General features: G+C 68.6%; 19 protein-coding genes. 5 read left to right on the top strand and 14 right to left on the bottom strand.

All coding sequences use genetic code 11. From position 1 onward, the window contains the following. Nucleotides 1-29 precede the first annotated feature (29 nt). Nucleotides 30-674: a TetR/AcrR family transcriptional regulator gene (locus tag DMC64_RS01075; RefSeq protein ID WP_016330531.1), complete on the top strand. Its 645-nt coding sequence runs from the start codon at nt 30-32 to the stop codon at nt 672-674. Between the two features lie 370 nt (nt 675-1,044). Here the strand turns inward: DMC64_RS01075 and DMC64_RS01070 are convergent, their stop codons facing one another. Then, nucleotides 1,045-2,229, bottom strand: coding sequence for an amino acid deaminase/aldolase (locus DMC64_RS01070; RefSeq protein ID WP_125731444.1), 1,185 nt, complete (start codon nt 2,227-2,229; stop codon nt 1,045-1,047). A gap of 89 nt (nt 2,230-2,318) precedes the next feature. Between DMC64_RS01070 and DMC64_RS01065 the strand changes: the two genes are divergently transcribed. Beyond that, nucleotides 2,319-3,623, top strand: coding sequence for a D-arabinono-1,4-lactone oxidase (locus tag DMC64_RS01065; RefSeq protein ID WP_125731442.1), 1,305 nt, complete (start codon nt 2,319-2,321; stop codon nt 3,621-3,623). Nucleotides 3,624-3,634: 11 nt separating this feature from the next. Here the strand turns inward: DMC64_RS01065 and DMC64_RS01060 are convergent, their stop codons facing one another. The 5 genes from DMC64_RS01060 to DMC64_RS01040 form a co-directional block, all read right to left on the bottom strand. Next, entirely contained in the window at nt 3,635-4,582 is a 948-nt protein-coding gene (locus DMC64_RS01060) for a ribose-phosphate pyrophosphokinase (protein ID WP_125731440.1), read from the bottom strand. Nucleotides 4,583-4,632: 50 nt separating this feature from the next. Beyond that, nucleotides 4,633-5,283, bottom strand: coding sequence for an NAD(P)H-binding protein (locus DMC64_RS01055; protein ID WP_125731439.1), 651 nt, complete (start codon nt 5,281-5,283; stop codon nt 4,633-4,635). Between the two features lie 19 nt (nt 5,284-5,302). Beyond that, complete coding sequence (locus DMC64_RS01050) at nt 5,303-5,953, bottom strand: hypothetical protein (RefSeq protein WP_037333848.1); 651 nt, start codon at nt 5,951-5,953, stop codon at nt 5,303-5,305. A gap of 319 nt (nt 5,954-6,272) precedes the next feature. Further along, entirely contained in the window at nt 6,273-8,540 is a 2,268-nt protein-coding gene (locus tag DMC64_RS01045) for a serine/threonine-protein kinase (protein WP_125731437.1), read from the bottom strand. After that, the gene (locus tag DMC64_RS01040; protein WP_125731435.1) at nt 8,531-10,741 is read right to left on the bottom strand and encodes a serine/threonine-protein kinase; all 2,211 of its coding nucleotides are present in this window, start codon (nt 10,739-10,741) and stop codon (nt 8,531-8,533) included. The genes DMC64_RS01045 and DMC64_RS01040 overlap by 10 nt, the downstream gene beginning before the upstream one ends. A 118-nt stretch (nt 10,742-10,859) precedes the next feature. On the opposite strand from DMC64_RS01040, the gene DMC64_RS01035 reads away from it, so the two are divergent. After that, nucleotides 10,860-11,930, top strand: a complete 1,071-nt coding sequence (locus DMC64_RS01035) for a CoA ester lyase (RefSeq protein WP_037333861.1) — start codon at nt 10,860-10,862, stop codon at nt 11,928-11,930. Next, nucleotides 11,927-12,781 carry a CoA ester lyase gene (locus DMC64_RS01030; RefSeq protein WP_125731433.1) on the top strand — a complete coding sequence of 285 codons (855 nt, stop codon included), beginning with the start codon at nt 11,927-11,929 and terminating at the stop codon, nt 12,779-12,781. The genes DMC64_RS01035 and DMC64_RS01030 overlap by 4 nt, the downstream gene beginning before the upstream one ends. Nucleotides 12,782-12,856: 75 nt before the next feature. On the opposite strand, the gene DMC64_RS01025 is transcribed toward DMC64_RS01030, so the two are convergent. Genes DMC64_RS01025 through DMC64_RS00990 form a run of 8 tightly spaced genes read right to left on the bottom strand, consistent with a single transcriptional unit; the run spans nt 12,857 to nt 21,161 of the window. Then, nucleotides 12,857-14,236, bottom strand: a complete 1,380-nt coding sequence (locus tag DMC64_RS01025) for an amidase (protein WP_125731431.1) — start codon at nt 14,234-14,236, stop codon at nt 12,857-12,859. Between the two features lie 11 nt (nt 14,237-14,247). Further along, nucleotides 14,248-15,006, bottom strand: coding sequence for an SDR family NAD(P)-dependent oxidoreductase (locus DMC64_RS01020; protein ID WP_125731429.1), 759 nt, complete (start codon nt 15,004-15,006; stop codon nt 14,248-14,250). Further along, a complete protein-coding gene (locus tag DMC64_RS01015) occupies nt 15,003-16,424 on the bottom strand; it encodes an aldehyde dehydrogenase family protein (RefSeq protein ID WP_125731427.1) in 1,422 nt (473 codons plus the stop codon). Before DMC64_RS01015 ends, DMC64_RS01020 begins: the two co-directional genes overlap by 4 nt. Further along, on the bottom strand, nt 16,417-17,184 hold the full coding sequence (locus DMC64_RS01010; protein WP_125731425.1) for an ABC transporter ATP-binding protein: 768 nt from the start codon (nt 17,182-17,184) through the stop codon (nt 16,417-16,419). The genes DMC64_RS01015 and DMC64_RS01010 overlap by 8 nt, the downstream gene beginning before the upstream one ends. Further along, nucleotides 17,184-17,921: an ABC transporter ATP-binding protein gene (locus DMC64_RS01005; protein ID WP_125731423.1), complete on the bottom strand. Its 738-nt coding sequence runs from the start codon at nt 17,919-17,921 to the stop codon at nt 17,184-17,186. Before DMC64_RS01005 ends, DMC64_RS01010 begins: the two co-directional genes overlap by 1 nt. Continuing rightward, complete coding sequence (locus DMC64_RS01000; protein ID WP_199754842.1) at nt 17,918-18,730, bottom strand: ABC transporter permease; 813 nt, start codon at nt 18,728-18,730, stop codon at nt 17,918-17,920. Before DMC64_RS01000 ends, DMC64_RS01005 begins: the two co-directional genes overlap by 4 nt. Beyond that, on the bottom strand, nt 18,730-19,674 hold the full coding sequence (locus tag DMC64_RS00995; RefSeq protein ID WP_125731421.1) for an ABC transporter permease: 945 nt from the start codon (nt 19,672-19,674) through the stop codon (nt 18,730-18,732). The genes DMC64_RS01000 and DMC64_RS00995 overlap by 1 nt, the downstream gene beginning before the upstream one ends. After that, nucleotides 19,671-21,161 carry an ABC transporter substrate-binding protein gene (locus tag DMC64_RS00990; protein WP_125731419.1) on the bottom strand — a complete coding sequence of 497 codons (1,491 nt, stop codon included), beginning with the start codon at nt 21,159-21,161 and terminating at the stop codon, nt 19,671-19,673. The genes DMC64_RS00995 and DMC64_RS00990 overlap by 4 nt, the downstream gene beginning before the upstream one ends. A gap of 60 nt (nt 21,162-21,221) precedes the next feature. Between DMC64_RS00990 and DMC64_RS00985 the strand changes: the two genes are divergently transcribed. Beyond that, nucleotides 21,222-21,965, top strand: a complete 744-nt coding sequence (locus DMC64_RS00985; protein ID WP_125731417.1) for a FadR/GntR family transcriptional regulator — start codon at nt 21,222-21,224, stop codon at nt 21,963-21,965. Nucleotides 21,966-21,985: the final 20 nt, after the last annotated feature.

Raw genomic sequence — 21,985 nt, 5'->3', positions numbered from 1 at the left:
AGTCGCAGATCAGCGAAGGAGGAGCCCGAGTGTCCGACATCCAGGCCGCGAAACCGCAAGCGGAGACGACTCCGCTCCGGCGGCAGCCCGTTCAGCAGCGCAGCGCCAAGCGGGTGGAGCAGATGCTCGACGCCAGCGCCCAGCTGATCGACGAACTCGGCTACGACGCGTTGACGACCACGCTGATCGCGAAGCGCGCCGGGGTGGCCGTCGGTTCGCTGTACCAGTTCTTCCCCGACAAGCGGGCCGTGGTGCAGGCGCTGACGCAGCGGAACCTCGAGCGGTTCGTCGCCTCGGTGTCGGAAACGCTGAACGAGCTGGCGCCCGAGCACTGGTGGGACGTCGTGGACTCGATCCTCGACATCTACTTGGCGATGCACCGCGAGGTCCCCGGCTTCTCGAAGGTGCACTTCGGTGACGTCGTGGACCGGCAGCTCCTCGACGAGACGCGCGACAACAACGCGGTCATCGTCGACGCGCTCACCGATGTGCTCTCCGCGCGAATCCAGTCACCGCCGGACGACATCCGGTTCGCGCTGACGATCGCGAACGAGACCGCCGACGCGCTGCTGAAGCTGGCTTTCCGCCGGGACCCGCGAGGGGACGAGCGGATCGTGGCGGAGGCGAAGTCGGTGGTGAAGGGCTACTTGGCGAGCAAGTTCGGGGAAGCCTGAGGGTTCTCCCTGCGGGGCGGCCGGGGGGCTGAAGGACGCTTTCAGCCCACGTCCGTCCACTGTGGACCCCCAGTGAGGCTGCCCTGAAGGCCCCCTTTGAGACGTTGAGTGTCCCAAAGAAGCCCTTGCTCCATTCGTGTCCACCGACGCCCGAACCCGTCGCCCCACCAGTCACACGATTCCCAGCAGTCCCGCCCTCACACCCGCTGACCTGGCGTTACCCGGTTGTCCACATAAGTTGTCCACACCCACCCACAGTTGTGGACAACCTCGCCCCTCACCCCACCGAACCCCGTCCCCCGTCGCCCCCTCCCGATACGCTGGTGCGGGGCGCGCCCCCCAGGGACGGGTGGGGGGTGGGGTCGCGGGGTCAGCCGAAGTTTTGGGACTCGCCTCGGTAGGTGGGGACGGTCCGGTCGACGCGGTCGCCGACGACGACGTGGTAATGCGTGAAGCGTTCGGCGAGTTCTCCGGCCTTCGCGTGGCGCAGCCAGACGCGGTCGCCGAGCCGCAGGTGGCGGGCCGCTTCGCCGGAGACGGGGGTTTGGACTTCGCCGGCGCCTTCGAAGCCGAGCAGCGAGAGACCTTCGGGCAAGTAAGGCTTCGGGAGCCGCGAAGCCTCCGCAGGGCCCGAAGCGATGTAGCCGCCGGAGAAGAGCGTCGCGACCTTCGGGGCGGGGCGCCGGACGACGGGCAGCGCGAACATCGCGGCCGGGCGCGGCGAGAAATGCGCGTAGCCGTCGAAAAGCGTCGGCCCGATCAGACCGGAGCCCGCCGCGATTTCGGTGACGGCCGCTTCGGCGCCGGTCGATTCGACACTGCCGCTGCCGCCGCCGTTGACGAACTCCAGATCCGCCAGCGCCCGCACGGCGCGAACCGCGGCCGCGCGGCGCTTCGCGATTTCCACAATGGACTTTCGCTGCATCCAGCCGATGACGGAGTTCTTGGCCCCACTGCCCGCCGCATCGCCGAGCCCGGCGATCTGACCTTCGTACGCCATCATCCCCACCAGCCGGAAACCCTTGCGGGACAAGATGGTCCGCGCCAGATCCGCGGCCTGCCGCGGGCTGAACACCGGCGAACGCCGAGTGCCGATGTGCACTCCGGGCAGCGGGCGCCACGAAGCGTCGAGTTCCAGGCAGACCCGGATTTCGGGATGCCCCTGCCCCAGCGCGGCATCGACCAGGTCGAGATGTTCGGGCGAGTCGACCATGATCGAGATCGCCGCCCGCGCCCGGTCGTTCGCCGCCAGCCGCCGCAGCGCGCCGTGGTCGGCGGTCGGGTACGCCACCACGATGTCGTCGGACGTCCCCCGCTCGACATGCCAGACGGCTTCGGCGAGCGAGTAGCACATGAGGCCTTCGAAGCCGGGCCGCGCGAGAACACGTTCGAGCAGATACCGGCAGCGCACGGATTTGCTGACCACGCGGATCGGCTTCCCGGCCGCCCGCCGCAGCAGGTCGACGCCGTTCGCGTCGAACGCATCCAAGTCGACAATCGCGAACGGAGGATCCAGGTCCTTCGTCGCCAAGTCGTACACCGTCGCACTGGTCACCCGAACTAAGGTACGACAGAAGGGCTTGAAACGCGAATACTATTCACTTACTGTTTCGGCACTCACAGCCTCTCGGAATAGGTGGGCGCATGACACGGTGGAGCAACTGGGCCGGCACCGCGACGGCGTCGCCGCTGCGCGTGCATCGGCCGCGTGACACGGACGCGATCGCCGAGGCGATCGGCCGGTCCGCCGCGGACGGACGACGCCTGCGCCCACTCGGCAGCGGCCACTCGTTCACCGCGATCGCCGCCGCGAATTCGGACGCCATGGACTTGACCGGCTGGACCGGGATCGCCTCCGCCGACGTCGCGAAAGGCCTGGTCACGGTCCGTTCGGGCACCACGCTCAAGCAGCTCAACGCCGAACTCGACGCGCTGGGCCTGGCGATGACCAACCTCGGCGACATCGACGCGCAGACCGTCGCCGGCGCGATTTCCACCGGCACCCACGGCACCGGCGCCAAGCTCGGCGGCATCGCCACCCAGATCGCCGCGCTCGAACTCGTGCTCGCCGACGGCACCGTGGTCACCTGTTCGGCGGACGAACGCCCCGACCTCTTCGCCGCGGCGCGGGTCGGACTGGGTGCGCTCGGCGTCATCAGCACGGTCACCCTGCAGTGTGAACCGTCGTTCCTGCTCTCCGCCCAGGAGCGGCCGGAACCGCTCGAACAGGTTCTCGAAGGCTTCGACCAGTTCGCCGACGAGAACGACCACTTCGAGTTCTACTGGTTCCCCTACGGCAAGAACGCCCTGGTCAAGCGCAACAACCGGCTTCCGGCGGGTAGCGAGCACCGGCCGTTGAGCAGGCTGAAGGAGTTCGTCGACTACGAGGTCACCGAGAACGTCGCGTTCGGCGGCCTGTGCCGTCTCGGCCGTGCGGTGCCGAAACTCGTGCAGCCGCTCGGCCGGTTCGCCTCGAACATCCTTTCCGCCCGCGAGTACAGCGACACGTCGCATCGCGTCTTCGTGACCCATCGCGGCGTGCGATTCGTCGAGTCGGAGTTCGCGATCCCCCGCGAAGCGCTGCACGACGTCTTCGCCGAACTCCGCGCGTTCGTCCCGAAGCTGGAGAACCCGGTCGCGTTCCCGGTCGAGGTCCGCGTCGCCGCGGCGGACGACATCTGGCTTTCGACCGCGAACGGCCGCGACTCGGCCTACATCGCGATCCACCAGTTCGTCGGCATGCCCTATCGGGAGTACTTCGCCGGGTTCGCGTCGATCGTCGGCGAGGTCGGCGGCCGCCCGCACTGGGGCAAGATGCACGACCTCGACGCCGCGACACTGCGCTCGCGGTACCCGCGCTTCGACGATTTCCTGCGGGTCCGCAAGGAGGTGGACCCGGCCGGGATCTTCACGAACACGTATCTCGACCGGGTCCTCGGAACCGTTTAGGCCGTGTAGACCTAGCCCGTTTCGAACAGCGCGCTGACCGACTCACCGTTGTGGATCCGGCGCATCGCCTCCGCCAGCGCGGGCGCGATCGACAGGACCCGCAGTTTCGGGCTCTGCTCCTCCGGCGGGATGGGCACCGTGTTCGTGCAGACGACCTCCAGCACGTCGGGCTGGCTGCCGATCCGCTCGAGCGCGCCGCTGGAGAAGAGGCCGTGCGTGCAGGCGACGCGGATCGAACGCGGCTTCAGTTCCCGCAGCTTGTTGAGCAGTTCGATCACCGTGCTGCCCTTGGCGATCTCGTCGTCGAGGACGATCACGTCACGGCCGGTGATCTCGCCGATCACCGAGCTGATCTCGACCCTGTCGTCGGCGAAGCGCTGCTTCGCGCCCGCCGCGACCTGAACGCCGAGCAGCCGGGCGAAATGCGCGGCCTCCTTGGCGTTGCCGAGATCCGGCGAGACCACGGTGGTCGCGGACAGGTCGTACTGGCGGAAGTGCTTCGCCAGTTCCTGCAACGCGTGCAGGTGATCGACCGGAACGCTGAAGAATCCGTGCACCTGCGGCGAGTGCAGCGTCATCGCGAGGACGCGATCGGCGCCGGCGGTCGCCATCAGGTCGGCGACGAGACGGCCGCCGATCGAGATCCGCGGTGCGTCCTTCTTGTCCGACCGGGCGTACGAATAGTGCGGCATGACGACGGTGATCCGCTTCGCCGAAGCGCCCCGCGCGGCGTCCAGCATCAGCAGCAGTTCGACGAGATGTTCCTGCACCGGCCGCACCAACGGCTGGATCAGGAAGACGTCGCGCTCGCGGCAGTTCGCTTCGAGCTGGACTTCGAGACAGTCGTTGGCGAACCGCTGCACCTTCACCGGATGCAGGGGAACACCGAGATGGGCGCAGATCTCTTCGGCGAGCTCGGGATGGGCGCTGCCACTGAAGACCGCGATGTCCTCGCGCAAGGACCTTCTCCGTTCAGTCAAAAGACGGATTACGTCCACACACTAGAGTTTCACAGTGCGGAAAAGGCCTGAGAGATAGCAGTATCACCCGAGATCGCTTCGAGGACGCGTCCCGCCGTGGACGGGTTGTCGAGCAGCGCGACGAGGATCGCGGCGACGTCCTGCCGGGGAATGGGCCCGCGGCCGGTGGACTCGGCGATCAAGATCTTGCCGGTGCCTTCGTCGTTGGTGAGCTGCCCCGGCCGCAGGATCGTCCAGTCGAGATCGCGGGCGCGCAGATCGTCTTCGGCCGCTTTCTTGGCCTTGAGGTAGATCCGGAAATCGTCCGGGACGTCCGCGGTCTCCCATTTGTCCGCGCCCATGGAGCCGACCTGGATATGCCGCCAGACGCCCGCCCGCTCGGAGGCGGCCGCGAAGAGTTCGGCGGCCGCTCTGTCCACAGTGTCCTTACGGGCGGTCCCGCTGCCCGGCCCGGCGCCCGCCGCGAAGATGGCGGCGTCGGCGCCGTCGAGCACCTTGGCGACGGCGTCCACATCGGACTTTTCCAGATCGAGGACGACCGCTTCGGCACCGGCGGCTTCGAGATCGGCGACGTGGTCGGGATTGCGCACGATCCCCACCGCCTGATCACCGCGTGCGGAGAGCAGCTTCTCCAGCTTCAGCGCGATCTGTCCGTGTCCACCCGCAATGACGACTCGCATGGACCCGACCGTAGCGCGTTCAGTCCACTTCGGCAGGGAGCTCGGTTTCGCGGAGCAGCTGCTCGTAGACGATCTCGTTGACCAGGCGCGAGACCGGGTCCTCGTCGAGGATCATGCGCTCGCCGTGGCCCTCGAGGTCGAGGTCGGCCACCGCGTTGGGGTCGGCGGTGACGATGCCGAGCCCGTAGGCACGGGCACGCGGCAGGCAGTTGCCGACGTAGTCTTCCGTCAGTACGGCAGGCGATGGGAGAACCATCGCGGCCTCGCCGTAACGTGCGAACGGAACCGCGGAGGCCATCGCGGTGCGCCAGTGCCGGGCGACCGCGAGGACGCCGATGATCTCGGCGGCCGGCGCGGGTGCGGTCGCGGCCAGCTCTGGCCATGTCCAGGTGTCGACGGTGGCGCGATCGACGACGGGACCCATGCCCATCGCGATGCGCTCCGCGTGCACGTCGGTACGGAGCCGGGCGACCACGCAGATCTTGCGGCCGAGCACGGTGGTCTCCGGCAAGACGATGCCGTTCCAACCGAGCAGGGCCGCCGCCTTGCGCGAAAGCTCCCCGACGCTCGCGGGCAGTTCGATCGGCGGCACCACCCGGCTCGGCAGTGACCGGCTGCGCTTCGCGCCACCGGCGACCGTCGAGCTCTCCATGTTCGGTGTAGCCGCCACGTTCCGCCTCCTTCGAACCTGGTTTCCCTAGGGCTCGTCATCCCCGTGCCACCTCGGTGGAAGCGGCACATGACCTGTCTAACAGGGCGGGGAGGCGGCGGCGCCGGACAACGGGAGTGGCTGCGATCGGCGGCACTTTGTCATCGGTGACCGGTCGGTAGGCGGTCATTCGACTTCAGTCCGACCGTGCCGCCAACCGAGTGAGAGAGAGGTAAGTGGTGTTACCCGGTGTCTCCGAACGGTCACGGGGAACGAAGCGGGACGTTAGGCCATTCGGCCCAACGAATAATCATTCCACTTTGGACTTTCGCAGGTCAGGTCAGGAGATCGTCGCGGTACGAAGGAGTTCTTCGACCCCCGGCGTCCGCCATTCGTCCATCACCACGATTTGCCTGTCCGCAAGGAACCAGATCCGCTGCGTCACTTGCGTCTCGCCGCTTCCGCCCGTCTGTCCACGAGGAACACACTGGATCGTCCACTCCTCGTAGGTCGCCGTCGCCCCGCCGACCGGTGCGGTGGCGGAAGTCGTCCGCGCGGCGTCACCCTCTTGGCGGAGGTCCTTCCGCCCGGCGGCGTTGCAGGCCCGTCCGCCCGCGCTGCGCCGGTAGAACTCGCCCGGCAGGTACGGCGGCTGCTCGGCGGAGCGCTGGGTGTTGTCCGTGAGGAGGACGTACTTGCAGTTGAAGTACTTCTTGGGATCCGGGCAACCCGGCGCGACGAGCACCTTCTCCAGCCCCTGCGAGACCTCGGACCAGCCTTGCGGCAGATGCAGGGTGAGCGCGCCGGCCGAAACGTCGGTGACGCCCTGCGCGGGCGGAGCGGACGACGTGCCTTTGACCACCTTTCCGCTGGTCACGCCGTCGACAAGGGCGGGGTTCAGCAGATCGCGCACCTTGTCGTACGGCAGCGTGAGGTCCTTGACGCTGCAGGCGGTGGAGAAGCCGAGATCGGTCAGGTTGACGGTGATCTCGAGGGCCGTCGGCGCGAACGCGAGCCACACCTTCGGGTCTTCGGTGAGGTCCGCCGCCCGGAGCGGCCGGTACGGGAAAACGGTGGTCGGGGCGCCGCATTGCTCCTTGTCGGGCCAGAGGCGTTCGGTCAGTTCCCGGAGGCCGTCGTCGGTGAACTTCCCGGGCGCGAACAGCTCGGCGGGCGTGAGCGCCTTGCCCTCCTTGAGGTCGATCGTCACCGTCGCGCGGCCGTAACCCCAGGTCGGATGCGGTTTGTTCACGAGGTCGTGGGTGTAGCGCACCGAGAGGTACCGCTCGTTCTCCGTGCGGATGTCGGCCTTCGTGGTCAGCGTGTACGGGCCGCGTTCCGGCTCCAGCTTGGCGGCACCGGGGCCGGTTTTGCGGTTCCAGGCGTCGATCGGCGCGGTCAGCGCGTCGTTGACCCGCTTGAGCCAGGCTTGATCGGGCGACCCGGTCACTTCCGGCCGTTCGCCGGTGTAGGCGAGGGTCGTGCCGGGCACTGTCCCGGACTCGGTCTTCATGGCGACCTTGAGCGCGACGGCCTGCTGCGTGGTCGGCGGTGACGGTGGCGGAGTGCTCGCGTCGGAGAAGACGACCACCGAGCCGACCACGGCGGCCGTCGCCGCGATGACCCCGGCGGTGATCTTCAGCCCGACCGCGATTCCACCGGTCGACGCGGCCGCCGCACCCGTTCCGGCGGCGGCGACGCCGGGCGCGGCCGCCGTACCGGCGCTGAGCAGGACCAACGGCGTCGCGGCGGCGAGCACGCCCGCCGCCTTCGCCAGCCTCGACCAGCCCTTGCGTTCCCATTCGTCGCCGTATCCCGCGCGGGCGACGCGTTCCAGTTCATTGACGAACATGAGCGCGTCGACCGGCCGTTTCGACGGGTCCTTCGCCATCCCCAGCGCGACGATCTCGTGCACCGGCTGGGGGACTTCGCCGAACGGGATGGGCGCGTGTTCGTGCAGCGTGCGCAGCACTTCGGTCTGCTCCGCCTCGTACGGCCGATGCCCGGCGACGCACTGGAAGAACACGCAGGTCGCGGCGTAGACGTCGGTCGCGGGAGTGGCCTGCCCGCCGGACCACTGCTCGGGCGCCATGTACGCGGGCGTGCCGACGGACGGGCCACGTTCCCCCGCCAGGACGGCCGTGCCGAAGTCGACCAGTTTGCTCTCGCCGGTGTCGGCGACGAGGACGTTGGCCGGTTTGTAGTCCCGGTGGACGACGTTCGCGGAGTGCGCCGCGGCCAGCCCGAGCAGCGATCCCTTCAGGACCGCGAGGGCGGCTTCGGGTTCGAGAGCGCCTTCGGCCTGCAGGACGGAACGCAGGGAGACGCCGTTGATCGCCTCCATGACGATCGCCGTGCCCTGCGGCGTCTCGAAGAACTCGTACAGCTTCACGACGTGCGGGCTCGTCACCCGGTGCAGCGCCAGGGCTTCCTGGCGGAACGCGTCGAGATAGGCGGGCTCGGCGGCGAAGCGGGAGAAGAGGTACTTGATCGCGACGACGTGGCCGGTGTTGTCCTGGCGCGCGAGCACCACGCGGCCGAAGGTGCCGGTGCCCAGCTGCTCCAGCTCCGTGAAGCCGGGCAGTCTCCACTCGTCGCTTAGTTCCACTTCGCCTCTTCCAGGATCTTGTCGAGGCCTGGAGTGTTCCACTCGTCCACGATCACGAGCTGCGTTTTCGGCAGGAACCAGACCCGCTGAGTGACGCTACCGCCGCCGGAACACGTGAGTCGCCACTCTTCGTAGGCCGCCTTCTTCGTCCCGATCGAACGAAGCTCCTTCGTCTGCAGGACAGGCGACCCCTGAGTCTCCCCTGGTGCCCCGAGCGAGTGACACGGACGCGGGCCGGTGGATCGGTTGTACGGCTTGCCCGGCTCATAGGGCGGGGTGGCCGGATCGACCCGCGAGTTGTCGCTGAAGACGACGCCCGCGCACTGGAACGGCTGCGTGCACTGGTCGGCGGTCACCAGGTAGCGCTCGACGGGATCGTCGGAGAGCAGCCGCCAGGATTCCGGGGTGGTGATGGTGAAGGCGCCGACGTTGTCCTCTTTGGTCTTTTCGCCCTGCTTGCCGCCGAGCAGGTGCGCGACCGCGGGGCTCAGCAGGCCGCGCAGCCGTTCGTAGGGCACGGTGACGGTCGTCGGATTGCAGACCATCGGGTACCCGAGCGCGAAGGCGGCGACGCGGAACTCCATCCCGTTCGCCGCGGGCGCCGCCTGCACGATCGCCCCGTCCTGGGTGTACCGGTCGGACATCGCGCCCGCGGGAAGGTGCTCAGGCGCCGACGGCGGCGTGGCGAGACACTCGCCCGGTTTGGCCGAGGCGTACATCCGGTCCTCCACCATCCGCATCCGTTCGGCGTTGCCGTCGACCTCGGCGAACAGGCCCGCGGTCGGGATCACGTCGCCGTCGGACAGGTCGATCACGAGGGTCCGGACGGCATACGCGCCGTGGTTCCCGAGCTGGACCGTCTCGACCGAGCGTTCGTAGACGACCGAGATCAGCTTGTCGTCCTGGCGCAGGACCTCGGCGGTGGTGGACATATGCGGGATGTCGCCGTCGGGTTCCTTCTCCGGCGGGCTGCCCGGCGGCCAGACGCTGGTGAGCCAGCCGTCGATCGGCGCCATCAGCGCCTTGTTGACCCGCTCCTCGACCGCCTTGTCCTTCAGCCCGCTGATGCGGACGTACTTCCCGTTGAAGTCGAAGCCGTCGAGCTTCTCGGTGCGGGTGAGGAGGTCGACCTTCATCGCGGCGACGGTCGTCGTCCGCGGCGGTGCTTCGTCGTCGCTGTTCGTGTTGACCACCACGACCGTCCCGACGGCGACCGCGGTGGCGGCGGCGACCGCGGCGGTGATCTTGAGGCCGAGCGCGATCCCGCCGCCGGCGGTGGCCGCGACCCCGCCACCCGCGAGGACCGGCGCGGCCGCGGTTCCCGCGCCGAGCAGGGCCAACGGGGACAGGGCGACCAGGACACCGGCGCCCTTGGCGAGCCAGTGCCAGCCGTTGCGCTCCCAATCGTCGCCGTACGCCTTCCTGGCGGACGCCTCCAGCTCCGCGACGAATTCGGCCGCGCCCGACGGCCGGTGGGCGACGTCCTTCGCCATACCGCGCGCGATGAGGTCGCGGACCGGTTCGGGCACCTCGCCGAACGGGATGGGCGCGTATTCGTGCAGCGTTCGGAGCACTTCGGTCTGCTCCGCCTCGTAGGGCCGGTGGCCGACGACGCACTGGAAGAACACGCAGGTCGCGGCGTAGACATCGGTCGCGGGGGTGGCGACGCCGCCCGCCCACTGCTCGGGCGCCATGTACGCGGGCGTGCCCGCGGCGACCCCGGTCTGCCCGGCGAGCACGGCGATGCCGAAGTCGACGAGTTTACTCTGCCCCTCACGGGTGACCAGGACGTTGGCCGGTTTGTAGTCGCGGTGGACGGTGCCCGCGGCGTGCGCGCCGGCGAGACCGAGCAGCGAGCCCTTGAGGATGGCCAGCGCGGCTTCGGGTTCGAGCTTCTCCTGGCGGCCGAGGATCTCTTTCAGGGAGATTCCGTGAACGGCTTCCATGATGATCGCGGCCCCTTGCGGGGTCTCCACGAACTGGTGCAGACGGGCGATGTGCGGCCCCGAAACGCGGCTCAGGATCTGCGCCTCATGGCGGAACTCGGCCAGGCGCTGGGGGTCGGCGGCGAACCTCGCATAGAGGTATTTGATGGCCACGACCTGCGCGGATTCGTCGTGGCGGGCCAGCACGACCCGTCCGAATCCACCTTCGCCCAGCGACCCCAGCTCGGTGAAACCCGGCAAGGCCCAGTCGTCCACAGATTCCTCCGCGATTCCCGATCGTGTCCCCTTGGAGGTGAGCTGCGCCGCAGCGGTTCCCCGCCTTCCGGGTTTAGGGTTACCCGTCGGTCACTTGGCCCGTAGCGATGGAGGAACGATGCGTTCGCCGAAGGATTTCTTCGCCCCGCTCGCGGTGGGGGCGCCGGAACCGCTCCGCCAGATCCCCGTGCCTCCTTCGCGGATGATCCACTTCTTCGATCCCAGCAACGAGAAGATGGCCGCCAAGGTCCCGGACATCGCCAAGAAGGTCGACGTCCTGCTCGGCAACCTCGAAGACGCCGTGCGCGCCGACCGCAAGGAGGCCGCGCGGAACGGACTCGTCTCCATCGCGAAGTCGACCGACTTCGGCAAGACGCAGCTGTGGACGCGTGTCAACAGCCTGGACTCGCCGTGGGTGCTCGACGACCTGATCACGCTGGTCACCGAGATCGGCGACAAACTCGACGTGATCATGGTGCCGAAGGTCGAAGGCGCGCAGGACATCCACTACGTCGACCGGCTGCTCGCGCAGCTCGAAGCGCGGGCCGGGCTGACGAAGCCGCTGCTGGTGCACGCGATCCTGGAGACCGCCAGCGGCGTCGCGAACGTCGAGGAGATCGCCGGCGCGAGCCCACGGATGCAGGGCATCTCGCTCGGCCCCGCCGACCTCGCCGCGAGCCGCCGGATGAAGACCACCCGGGTGGGTGGCGGGCACCCCGGTTACCTCGTGCGCACGGACCCGACCGGCGAGGACCTGAACGAGGGACGCACGACGTATCAGCAGGATCTGTGGCACTACACCGTCGCGCGGATGGTCGACGCCTGCGCGGCGAACGGGATCCTGCCGTACTACGGGCCGTTCGGCGACATCCGCGACGTCGTGGCCTGTGAGGACCAGTTCCGCAACGCGTTCCTGCTCGGCTGTGTGGGCGCCTGGAGCCTGCACCCGGTGCAGATCGACATCGCCAAGAAGGTCTTCTCGCCTTCGCCCGAGGACGTCGCCTGGGCACGGCGTGTCATCGCCGAGATGGGTGATGGCACCGGTGCGGTGATGATCGACGGCAAGATGCAGGACGACGCCTCGGTGAAGCAGTGCCGGGTGGTCGCCGAACTCGCGGACGCCCTCGCCGCCGACGATCCTGAACTCGCCGCCGCGTACGACGCGGCCACGAAGGAGGCTTCCGCATGAACCCCCGGCGTTCCGTCCTCTACATGCCCGGCGCGAACGAAAGAGCGCTGGAAAAGGCCAAGACGCTGGACGCGGACGGCCTCATCCTCGATCTCGAAGACGCCGTCGCGCCCGACGCGAAGGAAGCCGCACGTGAACGCGTTTGCGCGGCGGCTTCGTCGAAGAAATACGGCTCGCGCGAGGTGACCATCCGCGTCAACGGCCTCGACACCGAATGGCACGACGCCGACCTCCGCGCCGCCGCGCAGGCCGGCCCGGCCGCGGTCGTGGTGCCGAAGGTGAACTCCGCCGCCGAAGTGCACAACATCGAGCGCGCGCTGGAACTCGGCGGCGCGCCGGACCACACGAAGATCTGGGCGATGGTCGAAACCCCGGTCGCGATGCTGCACGCCGAGGAGATCGCCGCCGCGTCCGAGCGGCTGACCGTGCTGGTCATGGGCACGAACGACCTGGCGAAGGAACTGCACGCCGAGTTCGTCCCCGGCCGCGCGCCGCTGCTGGGCGGGCTTTCCCTCGCGCTGCTGGCCGCGCGCGCGACCGGCAAGGCGATCCTCGACGGCGTTTACAACGACGTGAAGGACCTCGAAGGCTTCGAGGCGGAATGCGTGCAGGGACGTCAGTTCGGCTTCGACGGCAAGACGCTGATCCACCCGGCTCAGCTGGAGCCGTGCAACCGGATCTTCGCGCCGTCCGAGGAGGAGATCACGCGGTCGCGCAAGATCATCGCGGCGTTCGAGGAGGCGCAGGCGGCTGGGCAGGGCGTCGTGACCGTGGACGGGCGGATGATCGAGAACCTGCACGTGGAGAACGCGCAGCGGATCCTGGCGCTGGCCGAGGCGATCGGCACCTGACGCATTTAGTCCTCTGAATGCGGTAGTTGGCGAAGCGAACGACCGCATTCAGAGGACTAAATGCATGGGGTGGGGTCAGGGCCAGGGGCGCGGAGTGGGGCGAAGGGTTTCGTAGGCGGCAGCGGCGCGAAGGACGTCGAGGTCGGCGAAGCGGCGGCCACTGATTTGCAGGCCGATGGGCTGATCGTCGCTGGTGTAGCCGCAGTTGATCGAGACCGCGGGCTGGCCGGACATGTTGTACGGCACGGTGAACGCGATGTGCTCGAACGGGCGGCGCGGGTCGTTGGTCGGCGAGGGCCAGTCGGCGGGCGGGGCCGAGACCGGGCAGGTCGGGGACAGGACGACGTCGAAACGCTCGGTCGCGCGCAGGGTCGCGACGGCGATGGCGTCGATCTGCGCGAAGCCGCGGTAGGCGTCGACACCGCTGACGTCGGCGCCGCCGGCGGCCCAGTCGGCGATGTACGGCAGCACCTTCGCGCGGCGGTCTTCGGGCAGGGCCGACATGTCCGACCAGGCACGGACGCGCCAGAAGGTGTCGAGCCCGTCGAGCATTTCCCGGCGCAGGAACGGCGAAACCGGCTCGACGACGACACCGGCCGCCTCGAAGACACGGGCGGCTTCGGTGACGGCGGCGATCGTCTCCGGCAACACGGGAAGCCCGACGCCGGCGTCAAGGTGCAGACCGATCCGCAGGCCCTCGAGCTCGCAAGACAGCGCTGTCCAGTCCACAGAGGACGCAGGCAGCGACAGGTGATCGCGACCGTCCACACCGGACAGAACGCTCATCAGCAGCGCGGTGTCGGCCACGGTGCGCGTCATCGGTCCGGCGACGCGGCCGAGGAACGGCGGATCCACCGGCACCCGCCCGAAACTCGGCTTCAGCCCGACCAGACCGCACCAGCCGGCGGGCAGCCGGATCGAGCCGCCGATGTCGGTGCCGACGTGCAGCGGGCCGTAGCCCGCGGCGGCCGCCGAACCCGCACCGGCGCTGGAGCCGCCGGGCGTACGCGTGGTGTCCCACGGATTCCGCGACGCGGTGTGGAAACTCGACAGCCCGGACGTCAGCATCCCGTAGTCCGGCATGGTCGTCTTGCCCAGCAGAACCCCACCGGACTCGCGCACGCGAGCGGCGGCGGGCGCGTCGACCGAAGCCGGTTCCAGCGAAGAAGCGGCCGTGCCGAGCGGGACCGGCGTGCCGCGCGTCGCGATGTTCTCCTTGAGCGTCAACGGAACACCGTCGATCGGGCCGAGTGGCTCCCCTGCATGCCAACGGCTTTCGGACGCCTTCGCGTCTTCGCGTGCTCCGCTCGGGTCGTACGCGTAGAGCGCGTGCAGTTCGGGCTCGCGCGCCTCGACGCGGGCGAGGACCGCTTCGGTGACCTCGACCGGCGACAGCGTCCCGGCGCGGTACTGGGCGACCAGTTCGACGGCGGTCAGGTCGGGCAACTCCGGCACGGCAGGGCTCCTTACGTCGCGGGCGGTTCGAAGCGGCCGTCGACCGCGGTCCAGCCGCCGTCCACCGCCAGCACGGAGCCGGTGACGAACGACGACGCGTCCGACGCCAGGTACACGACGGCGCCCGCGAGTTCGTCGGGGCGTGCCCATCGGCCGAGCGCGCCCTTGGTCGCGTACGCGTCGTACCAGGCCGGATTCGCCTTGATCTGCGCGGTCAGCGGGGTTTCGACGACGCCGGGCGCGATCGCGTTCACCCGCACCCCCGCCGGGCCGAATTCCGCCGCGGCCGTGCGGAACAGCTGCACCAGCCCGGCTTTCGTCGCCGCGTACGGGCCTTGGCCGGGCTCGACGGTGGTGCCGCGGATCGACGAGAACCCGACGATGCTCCCCCGCCCGCGCTCGACCATCCCCGCGCCGAACGCGCGGACGACCTCGAAGGTCGCGCCGAGATTCAACGCGATCACCCGGTCGAATTCCTCGCGCGTGTACTCCAGCAGCCGTTTGCGCACGTTGGTCGCGGCGGTCAGCACGACGACGTCGATCTCGCCGAGTTCCTCCGCCGCTCGTGCCGCCGCGCCCTCCGAGAGCAGGTCGATCTCGTACGCCTCGCCCACGCCGGTTTCCTTGGCGGCGGCGAGATCGCGATCCGCGACGATCACCTCGGCGCCGTGCGCTGCGAGTGCTTTCGCGGATTCGCGGCCGATCCCGCTGCCACCGCCGAGGACGACGGCCCGCTTCCCGTCGAGCCGGAACAGGTTTTGGTACGTCACGGGCGCAGCACCGCCATTCTCGTCACGGTCAGTTCTTCGACCGCGAACCGCGGCCCTTCCCGCCCGATCCCGGAGTCCTTCACGCCGCCGTACGGCATGGTGTCGGACCGGAACCCGGGCACCTCGTTGACCACCACGCCGCCGACTTCGAGCTCGTCGAGCGCGCGGAACGCCGTCTTCAACGACGTGCTGAACACCGAGGCGTGCAGCCCGTAGCGCGACGCGTTGACCGCATCGAACGCTTCGTCCACAGAGGACACGGTGCGGATGCAGACCACTGGTCCGAAGATCTCCTCGTCCCAGCATTCGAGGCCGTCGGGCACGTCGAGCAGCACGGTCGGCCGGATCACCGTGCCGTCGACACCGCCTCCGACCAGCCGCGCGCCGGCCGAAGTCGCTTTGTCGACCCACTCCTGTACGCGCCGCGTCGAGCCCGGGTCGATCAGCGCCGAAACCCGCGTCTTCTCGTCGCGGGGGTCACCGGTGACGACCTCGCCGAGCCGCGCCAGCACCCGTTCGGTGAAGTCCTCGGCGACGGCGTCCACGACCAGAACCCGCTGCACCGAAATGCAGGCCTGCCCGGACGCGTAGAACCCGCCGCGCAGCACGGCGTCCGCGGCGGCGTCGAGATCCGCGTCCTCCGCGACCACCAGGGCCGCATTGGAGCCCAGCTCCAGCAACGTCTTCGTGGGCGCGGCGTCGCGGGCGATCCGGTGCCCGACCAGCGCGGATCCGGTGAACGACACCGCGCCGACCCGTCGGTCCGTGACCAGCGCCGAGCCGACGGCCGCGTCGCCGGTGACCAGCTGGACCATCGCGGGCAGGTCGGTCAGCGAGCGCACCAGATGCACGAGCCACAACGTCGCCAGCGGCGTCTGCGGCGCGGGTTTCACCACCACCGGGCAACCGGCCGCGATGGCGGGCGCGATCTTGTGCGACGCCAGGAGCAGCGGATAGTTGAAGCCGGCGATGCCGACCACCACGCCGATGGGCTTGCGTTTCCAGAATCCGACCAGCCCGTCGCCGGACGGCAGCAGATCGAGCGGAACGGTCTCACCATGCAGTCGCGAGACCTCCTCGGCGGCGGCCTGCCAGGTGACGATCGTGCGGGCGACCTCGACGCGGCAATCGACCAGCGGCTTTCCGGTCTCCAGCACCAGAAGCTGCTCGAAGTCGGAGCGGCGGGCTTCCAAAGCGGCGGCGACGTCGTTCAGCAGCGACCGCCGGGTCCGCGACGGCAGGGCCGCGACCTGCTTGAACACCGCGACCGCCGCGTCGATCGCCCGCGTGGCCAGCTCGGGCGTCCCGACCGGTGCCAGGCCGATCTCACTCCCGTCGAACGGGAAGTTCACCGGCAACGTGTCCATAGTGGACACCCAGTCGTCACCGATCGGCAGTCCTTCCGGGTGTTCAGCCATCGTCCCCTCCCCTCAACCGCGCCAGTTCGGCCCGCAGATTCGGCGCGGCCGCCAGCAGTTCCCTGGTGTATTCGTGTTCCGGTGCGTCGTAGACCTGGTCGACGTCGCCCATCTCGACGATCTCCCCGCGCCGCATCACCGCCACCCGGTCACAGACGTGCCGCACCACGCCGAGATCGTGCGAGACGAAGATCAGCGTCAGCGAATACAGCTCGACCAGCGACGCGAGCAGGTCGAGGATCTGCTTGCGCACCGAGACGTCGAGCGCGCTCACCGGTTCGTCCGCGATGAGGACGCTCGGATTCGGCGCGAGCGCCCGCGCGATCGAGATGCGTTGCCGTTGCCCGCCGGAGAACTGGTGCGGATAGCGGCCGGCGGCGTCCTCGGGCAGACCGACGGCCTTCAGCAGCTCCGAGACCCGCGCTGCATCCCGCCGGCCCAGCGGTTCGGAGATGATGTCGCGCACCCGCATCCGCGGATCGAGCGAACCCATCGGATCCTGGAAGACGATCTGCAGTTCCGACCGCAGGAAGCCGAGTTTGCGCTCCGGCAACGTGTCCACGCGTTTGCCCTGGAATGAGACGCTGCCCGCCGTCGGCTTGTCGAGCGCGGCCAGCAATCGGACCAAAGTGGACTTTCCCGAGCCGGATTCGCCGACGATGCCGAACCGTTGACCTGCTTCGACATCGAAGGAGACACCACGCAACGCATGCACATCGCGACGCGTGTAGCGGCGTTCGAGGTCCCGCACCGAGATCATCACCGGCTCGCCTCCAGATCCGAAGCGGCCAACAGCTTCTTGGTGTATTCGTGCTCTGGCGCGGTGAGGACGTCGCGGGTGGTACCGGCTTCGACGATCTCGCCGTCCAGCATCACCAGCACCCGCTCGCATACCGACGCCACGACGGCGAGGTCGTGCGTGATGAACAGCAGCGCGCTCTCCCGCTCCCGCACGCCGTCGAGGATCAGTTCCAGGATCTGCGCCTGCACGGTGACGTCCAGCGCGGTCGTCGGCTCGTCGCAGATCAGCAGCTTCGGATCGTTGGCCAGCGCGATCGCGAGGACGACGCGTTGCCGCTGCCCGCCGGACAGCTGATGCGGATACGCGCGAGCGACCCCGGGCAGTCCCACGGACGCCAGCAAGGACTCGGGATCCCTCCCGCTCTTGCGATGGATCCGCATCGGCTCGGCCACCTGCGCACCGACCCGCATCGCCGGGTTCAGCGCGGTCATCGGCTCCTGGAAGACCATCGAGAGTTCGTTGCCGCGCAACCGCGACAGCTCCTTCTCCGGCGCGCCGAGCAGCTCGCGGCCGTCGAGTTTCACCGATCCGGAGGCGGCGAGCTCTTCGGGCAGCAGCCCCATGATCGACAACGCCGTCAACGATTTCCCGGAACCGGACTCGCCGATCAACCCGACACGCTCACCGCGCGCGATGCCGAACGAGACGTCGCGGACCAGCCCGGAAATGCCGAGACCATGGACTTCGAGGGTCATAGCCGCGCCGCCAATCGGGGATCGAGACGATCACGCAGGCCGTCGCCGAGCAGGTTGAACCCGAGGACGGCGATGGCGATCGCGACACCGGGCACGAGCGCGAGCCGCGGATGCAGGGTCAGGAACACCTGGGATTCCTGCAGCATGCGGCCCCACGACGGGGTCGGCGGCCGCGTGCCGAAGCCGAGGAACGACAACGCCGCTTCCGCGAGCACGGCGATCGCGAACGACACCGACGCCTGCACGATCAGCAGCCCGGAGATGTTCGGCAGCACATGCCGCGCCGCGATGTTCAGCCGCGACCGGCCCGCCGACCGGGCGGCCAGCACGAACTCGCTACTCATCACCTGCAGCGTTCCCGAACGCGCGATCCGCGCGAACGACGGGATGGTGGCGATACCGATCGCCACCATCGCGGTCAGCGTGTCCGCCCCGAACACCGCGCCGAACATGATCGCCAGCAGCAACGCGGGGAACGCGAGCACGAGATCGTTGACCCGCATGACGAATTCGCCGAGCCACCGCGACGACATCCCGGCGAGGATCCCGAGCGGCGTCCCGATCACCGCGGCGATCCCGACCGCGACCACGCCGACGTACAACGTCGTCCGCGCGCCGACCATGATCTGGCTGAGCACGTCGCGGCCGAAGCTGTCGGTGCCGAGCGGGTTCGAGCCGCTGAAATCGTGCAGCCGGTTGGCCGCGTCGACCTTCACCGGGTCGAACGGCGTCCACACGAACGAAAGCAGCGCGGCGAGCACGATCAGCGCGACCAGGACGCCGCCGATGACGAGACTGCGGTTACGCATCAGGAACCCCGCAATCTCGGGTCGAGCACCGTGTACAGGACGTCGACCACGAAGTTCACCAGCAGTACGCCGACCACCAAGACCAGCACGATCCCCTGCACGGACAACAGATCCCGCGACGCCACCGAGTCGAGCAGCATGCTGCCCAGGCCCGGCAGGACGAACACTCGCTCGACGACGACGGCGCCGATCAGCAGCGTCGACAGTTGCAGCCCCAGCACCGTCACCACCGGCACGGCGGCGTTCCGCAGACCGTGGCGGAACAAGGCTTGGAACGGTCGCAGCCCCTTGGATCGCGCAGTGCGCAAGTAGTCTTGGCCGAGCGTGTCGAGCACGGCCGACCGGACGTAGCGCGTGAGCACCGCGCCTTGCACCAGCCCCAAGGACAACGCGGGCAGGACGAGACCGCGGAGGAATTCGCCCGGATCCTGCACCGGCGGTGTCCAGCCGCCGGAGGGCAGCCAGCGCAACTGCACCGCGAAGATCTGCACCAGGATGATGCCGGCGAGGAACGCGGGGATCGCGACGCCGATCTGCGAGAGCCCGGAAACCGCCGTGCCGTCTGCCTTCCGATGCCGCACCGCGGCGAACGTCCCGGCCGGCACGGCGATCAGCAACGCCACCAGCATCCCGGCCCCGACCAGCCACAACGTGACGCCGAGCCGGTCGGTCAGCGCGGGGCCGATCTCCTCGCGCGTGACGTACGAACGGCCGAAGTCGCCGTGCAGGACACCGCCGATCCAGTCGAAGTACTGCGTCACGAGCGGCCTGTCGATGCCGAATTCGGCACGCGTTTTCGCGATCAGTTCCGGGGTCGCGTTGACGCCGAGCGCGACCTGCGCCGGATCGCCCGGCAGCACGGCCATGAACAGGAAAACCACGATGGACGCGACCAGCACACTGGCCACCAGGATCGCCACACGGCGCACGATCTTGACCGTCATCGCGGCGCCAATCCCGTGAGATCGAAGGACTCGCTGACCTGGTTGCGGACGAACCCGGTCACCTTGTTCTTCGCCACGATCACGTTGGGGAACAGGAAGAGCCAGTCCGCGGCGGCGTCTTCGGACAGCCTCCGCGCGACCTGCCGCATCGCGTCGATCTGCTCCTGGGGCGTTCCGGCGTCGGCCTTCGCCAGGTTCTGCTGGACGGGCTTGCCGTCGTAACCCCAGTAGTACTTCGGCCTGCCGAAGGTGACGATGTCGCGCGCCTCGACGTGCTGGATGATCGACAGGTCGTAGTCGTGGTCGGTGAAAACCTGCTTGAGCCACACCGCCGGGAAGTCCAGCGGCTCGATCGTCACCGTGACCCCGATGTCCGCCAGCTGCGAGGACACCACCTGAGCGGCCGACACCGCGTACGGCAGGTTCGGAATCCTCAGCCGCAGTGAGGGATTCGGCCGACCCGCTTCCGCGAGCAGCGCTTTCGCCTTCGCGGGATCGAACGGATACGCGTTCGACAGGTCTTCGTACCAGGGGTCGGTCGGCGGGACCATACTGCCGATGAGCGTGCCGCGACCGGCCCAAGCCGTGTCCAGCAACGCTTTCCGGTCGATCGCGTACGACAGCGCTTTCCTCACCCGGACGTCGTTCAGCGGCGGGCGCGCGTTGTTGAACGCGAGGGTGACCTCGCTGTTGGTCGTGCCTTCGACGACGGTGAACCGGTCGTCGCTCTGGAACTGCGGGATCGAATCCGGCACGGTGATCGCGGAGATGACGTCGATCCCGTTGCTGAGCAAGGCGTTGTTGAGCGCCGTCGGATCCTTGATGTACTTGAGGACCACCGTGGAGTAGGCCGGTTTCGTGCCCCAGTACGCGGGATTCTGCTTGAGGACGATGGAGTCGCCACGACGTCGCGAGGACACCGTGTACGGCCCGGTGCCGACCGGTTTGTTCGCGAGATCCGCGACCCCGGTCGGGCTGAACATCGCGCCGAGGCGGCTGGTGAGACTGAACAGCCAGCCGTTGCTGGGTTTCGTGAGCACGACCCGCGCGTGATCCGGCGCCACCACGTCGACCCGGTCGACGACGTCCATTGTGGACTTGATCGACACGGTCCAGTCGGTCTTCACGCGCATCAGCGAGAACTTGACGTCTTCGGCGGTGAACGGCGCCCCGTTGCTGAACTTCGCGTTCTTCCGGAGCTTGAAGTCGTAGGTCTTGCGGTCTTCCGACACCGTCCACGATTCGGCCAGCAGCGGCACGATCTTCGCGTTCGCGTCGAGCTTCACCAGACCCTCGTAGACGTTGTAGAGCAAAGCCTGCGGGATGGCGGCGCCGTCCGTGCGGGTGAAATCGAAGTTCGCGGGTTCGGCGGTGTAGCCGATGGCGAGCGTGCCGGGATCCTTGGCCACGGTGGCACTCGAGCCGGCGGAGCAGCCGGACGCCACCAGCAGCAACGCCACCACTGCCGCGTGAATCCGGGCTTTCATCCTGCCCCCTGACCGGTAGACTGGTCTGACCAGTAAACCAGACGAGACGGCAGGGTCAAGATGGAATTCGAGCCGGTCGCCCCTGTCCGCGCGTACCAGCGTGTCGTCGAACAGATCGAGGAAGCCGTGTTCAGCGGCCGGATCAAACCGGGCGACCGGTTGCCGAGCGAACGCGAGCTGATGGTCCAGTTCGACGTCGGCCGCTCGACCGTGCGCGAGGCGCTGCGTGTGCTGCAAGCAGCGGAAATGATCCGCTCGCGGCCAGGGGATCCGCGCGGACCCGAGGTTCTGGCCGCCTCCCCCGCCGCGTTGCACCGGTCGATGCACCGGCTCGCGCGGGCCGACCATCTCGGGTTGTCCGAGCTCCTGCAGTTCCGCATGGTGCTCGACGGTTCCGCACATCTGCTCGCCGCGCAGCTCAGGACGGAGGACCATCTCGCCGAACTCGACACCGCACTCGAAGCGATGCGCGCGGGCGTCTCGAAGGGATTCGCGGAGTTCTCCCACGCGGACGTCGCGTTCCACGAGGCCATCGCCCGCGCGACGGGGAATCCGCTGCTGGTGATCAGCGGCGAGGTCGTCCGCGGCGTCGTACTGGAACTCATCGAGGACAAACTGGAACACGCCGACGACCGGACGGCGTTGATGCGCAACTGGCTGACGCATCACGAAGAGGTGCTCGGCGCGATCCGGGATTCCGACGGCGAGCGCGCTTCGCGTCTGGCGAAGCAGGCGCTCTACGACAATTACGCCGAGTACGTCCCCGAAGAGCAACGGCGTCTCTTGCAGCCACTGCTCGCTTGACCACCCCTACACTCACTCAG

Origin of the sequence: Amycolatopsis sp. WAC 04197 (genome assembly GCF_003947475.1) — a bacterium.
Taxonomy (GTDB): domain Bacteria; phylum Actinomycetota; class Actinomycetes; order Mycobacteriales; family Pseudonocardiaceae; genus Amycolatopsis; species Amycolatopsis japonica.
The sequence above is the reverse complement of the archived record's forward strand: the minus strand, read 5'-3'. Positions and strand labels throughout refer to the sequence as shown.

What these genes read in the sequence shown, in the direction of transcription:
- DMC64_RS01005 (WP_125731423.1), bottom strand. Translation starts at nt 17,921, where the DNA reads ATGACCCTCGAAGTCCATGGTCTCGGCATTTCCGGGCTGGTCCGCGAC.
- DMC64_RS00985 (WP_125731417.1), top strand. Translation starts at nt 21,222, where the DNA reads ATGGAATTCGAGCCGGTCGCCCCTGTCCGCGCGTACCAGCGTGTCGTC.
- DMC64_RS00995 (WP_125731421.1), bottom strand. Translation starts at nt 19,674, where the DNA reads ATGACGGTCAAGATCGTGCGCCGTGTGGCGATCCTGGTGGCCAGTGTG.
- DMC64_RS01000 (WP_199754842.1), bottom strand. Translation starts at nt 18,730, where the DNA reads ATGCGTAACCGCAGTCTCGTCATCGGCGGCGTCCTGGTCGCGCTGATC.
- DMC64_RS01065 (WP_125731442.1), top strand. Translation starts at nt 2,319, where the DNA reads ATGACACGGTGGAGCAACTGGGCCGGCACCGCGACGGCGTCGCCGCTG.
- DMC64_RS01055 (WP_125731439.1), bottom strand. Translation starts at nt 5,283, where the DNA reads ATGCGAGTCGTCATTGCGGGTGGACACGGACAGATCGCGCTGAAGCTG.
- DMC64_RS00990 (WP_125731419.1), bottom strand. Translation starts at nt 21,161, where the DNA reads ATGAAAGCCCGGATTCACGCGGCAGTGGTGGCGTTGCTGCTGGTGGCG.
- DMC64_RS01010 (WP_125731425.1), bottom strand. Translation starts at nt 17,184, where the DNA reads ATGATCTCGGTGCGGGACCTCGAACGCCGCTACACGCGTCGCGATGTG.
- DMC64_RS01015 (WP_125731427.1), bottom strand. Translation starts at nt 16,424, where the DNA reads ATGGCTGAACACCCGGAAGGACTGCCGATCGGTGACGACTGGGTGTCC.
- DMC64_RS01035 (WP_037333861.1), top strand. Translation starts at nt 10,860, where the DNA reads ATGCGTTCGCCGAAGGATTTCTTCGCCCCGCTCGCGGTGGGGGCGCCG.
- DMC64_RS01030 (WP_125731433.1), top strand. Translation starts at nt 11,927, where the DNA reads ATGAACCCCCGGCGTTCCGTCCTCTACATGCCCGGCGCGAACGAAAGA.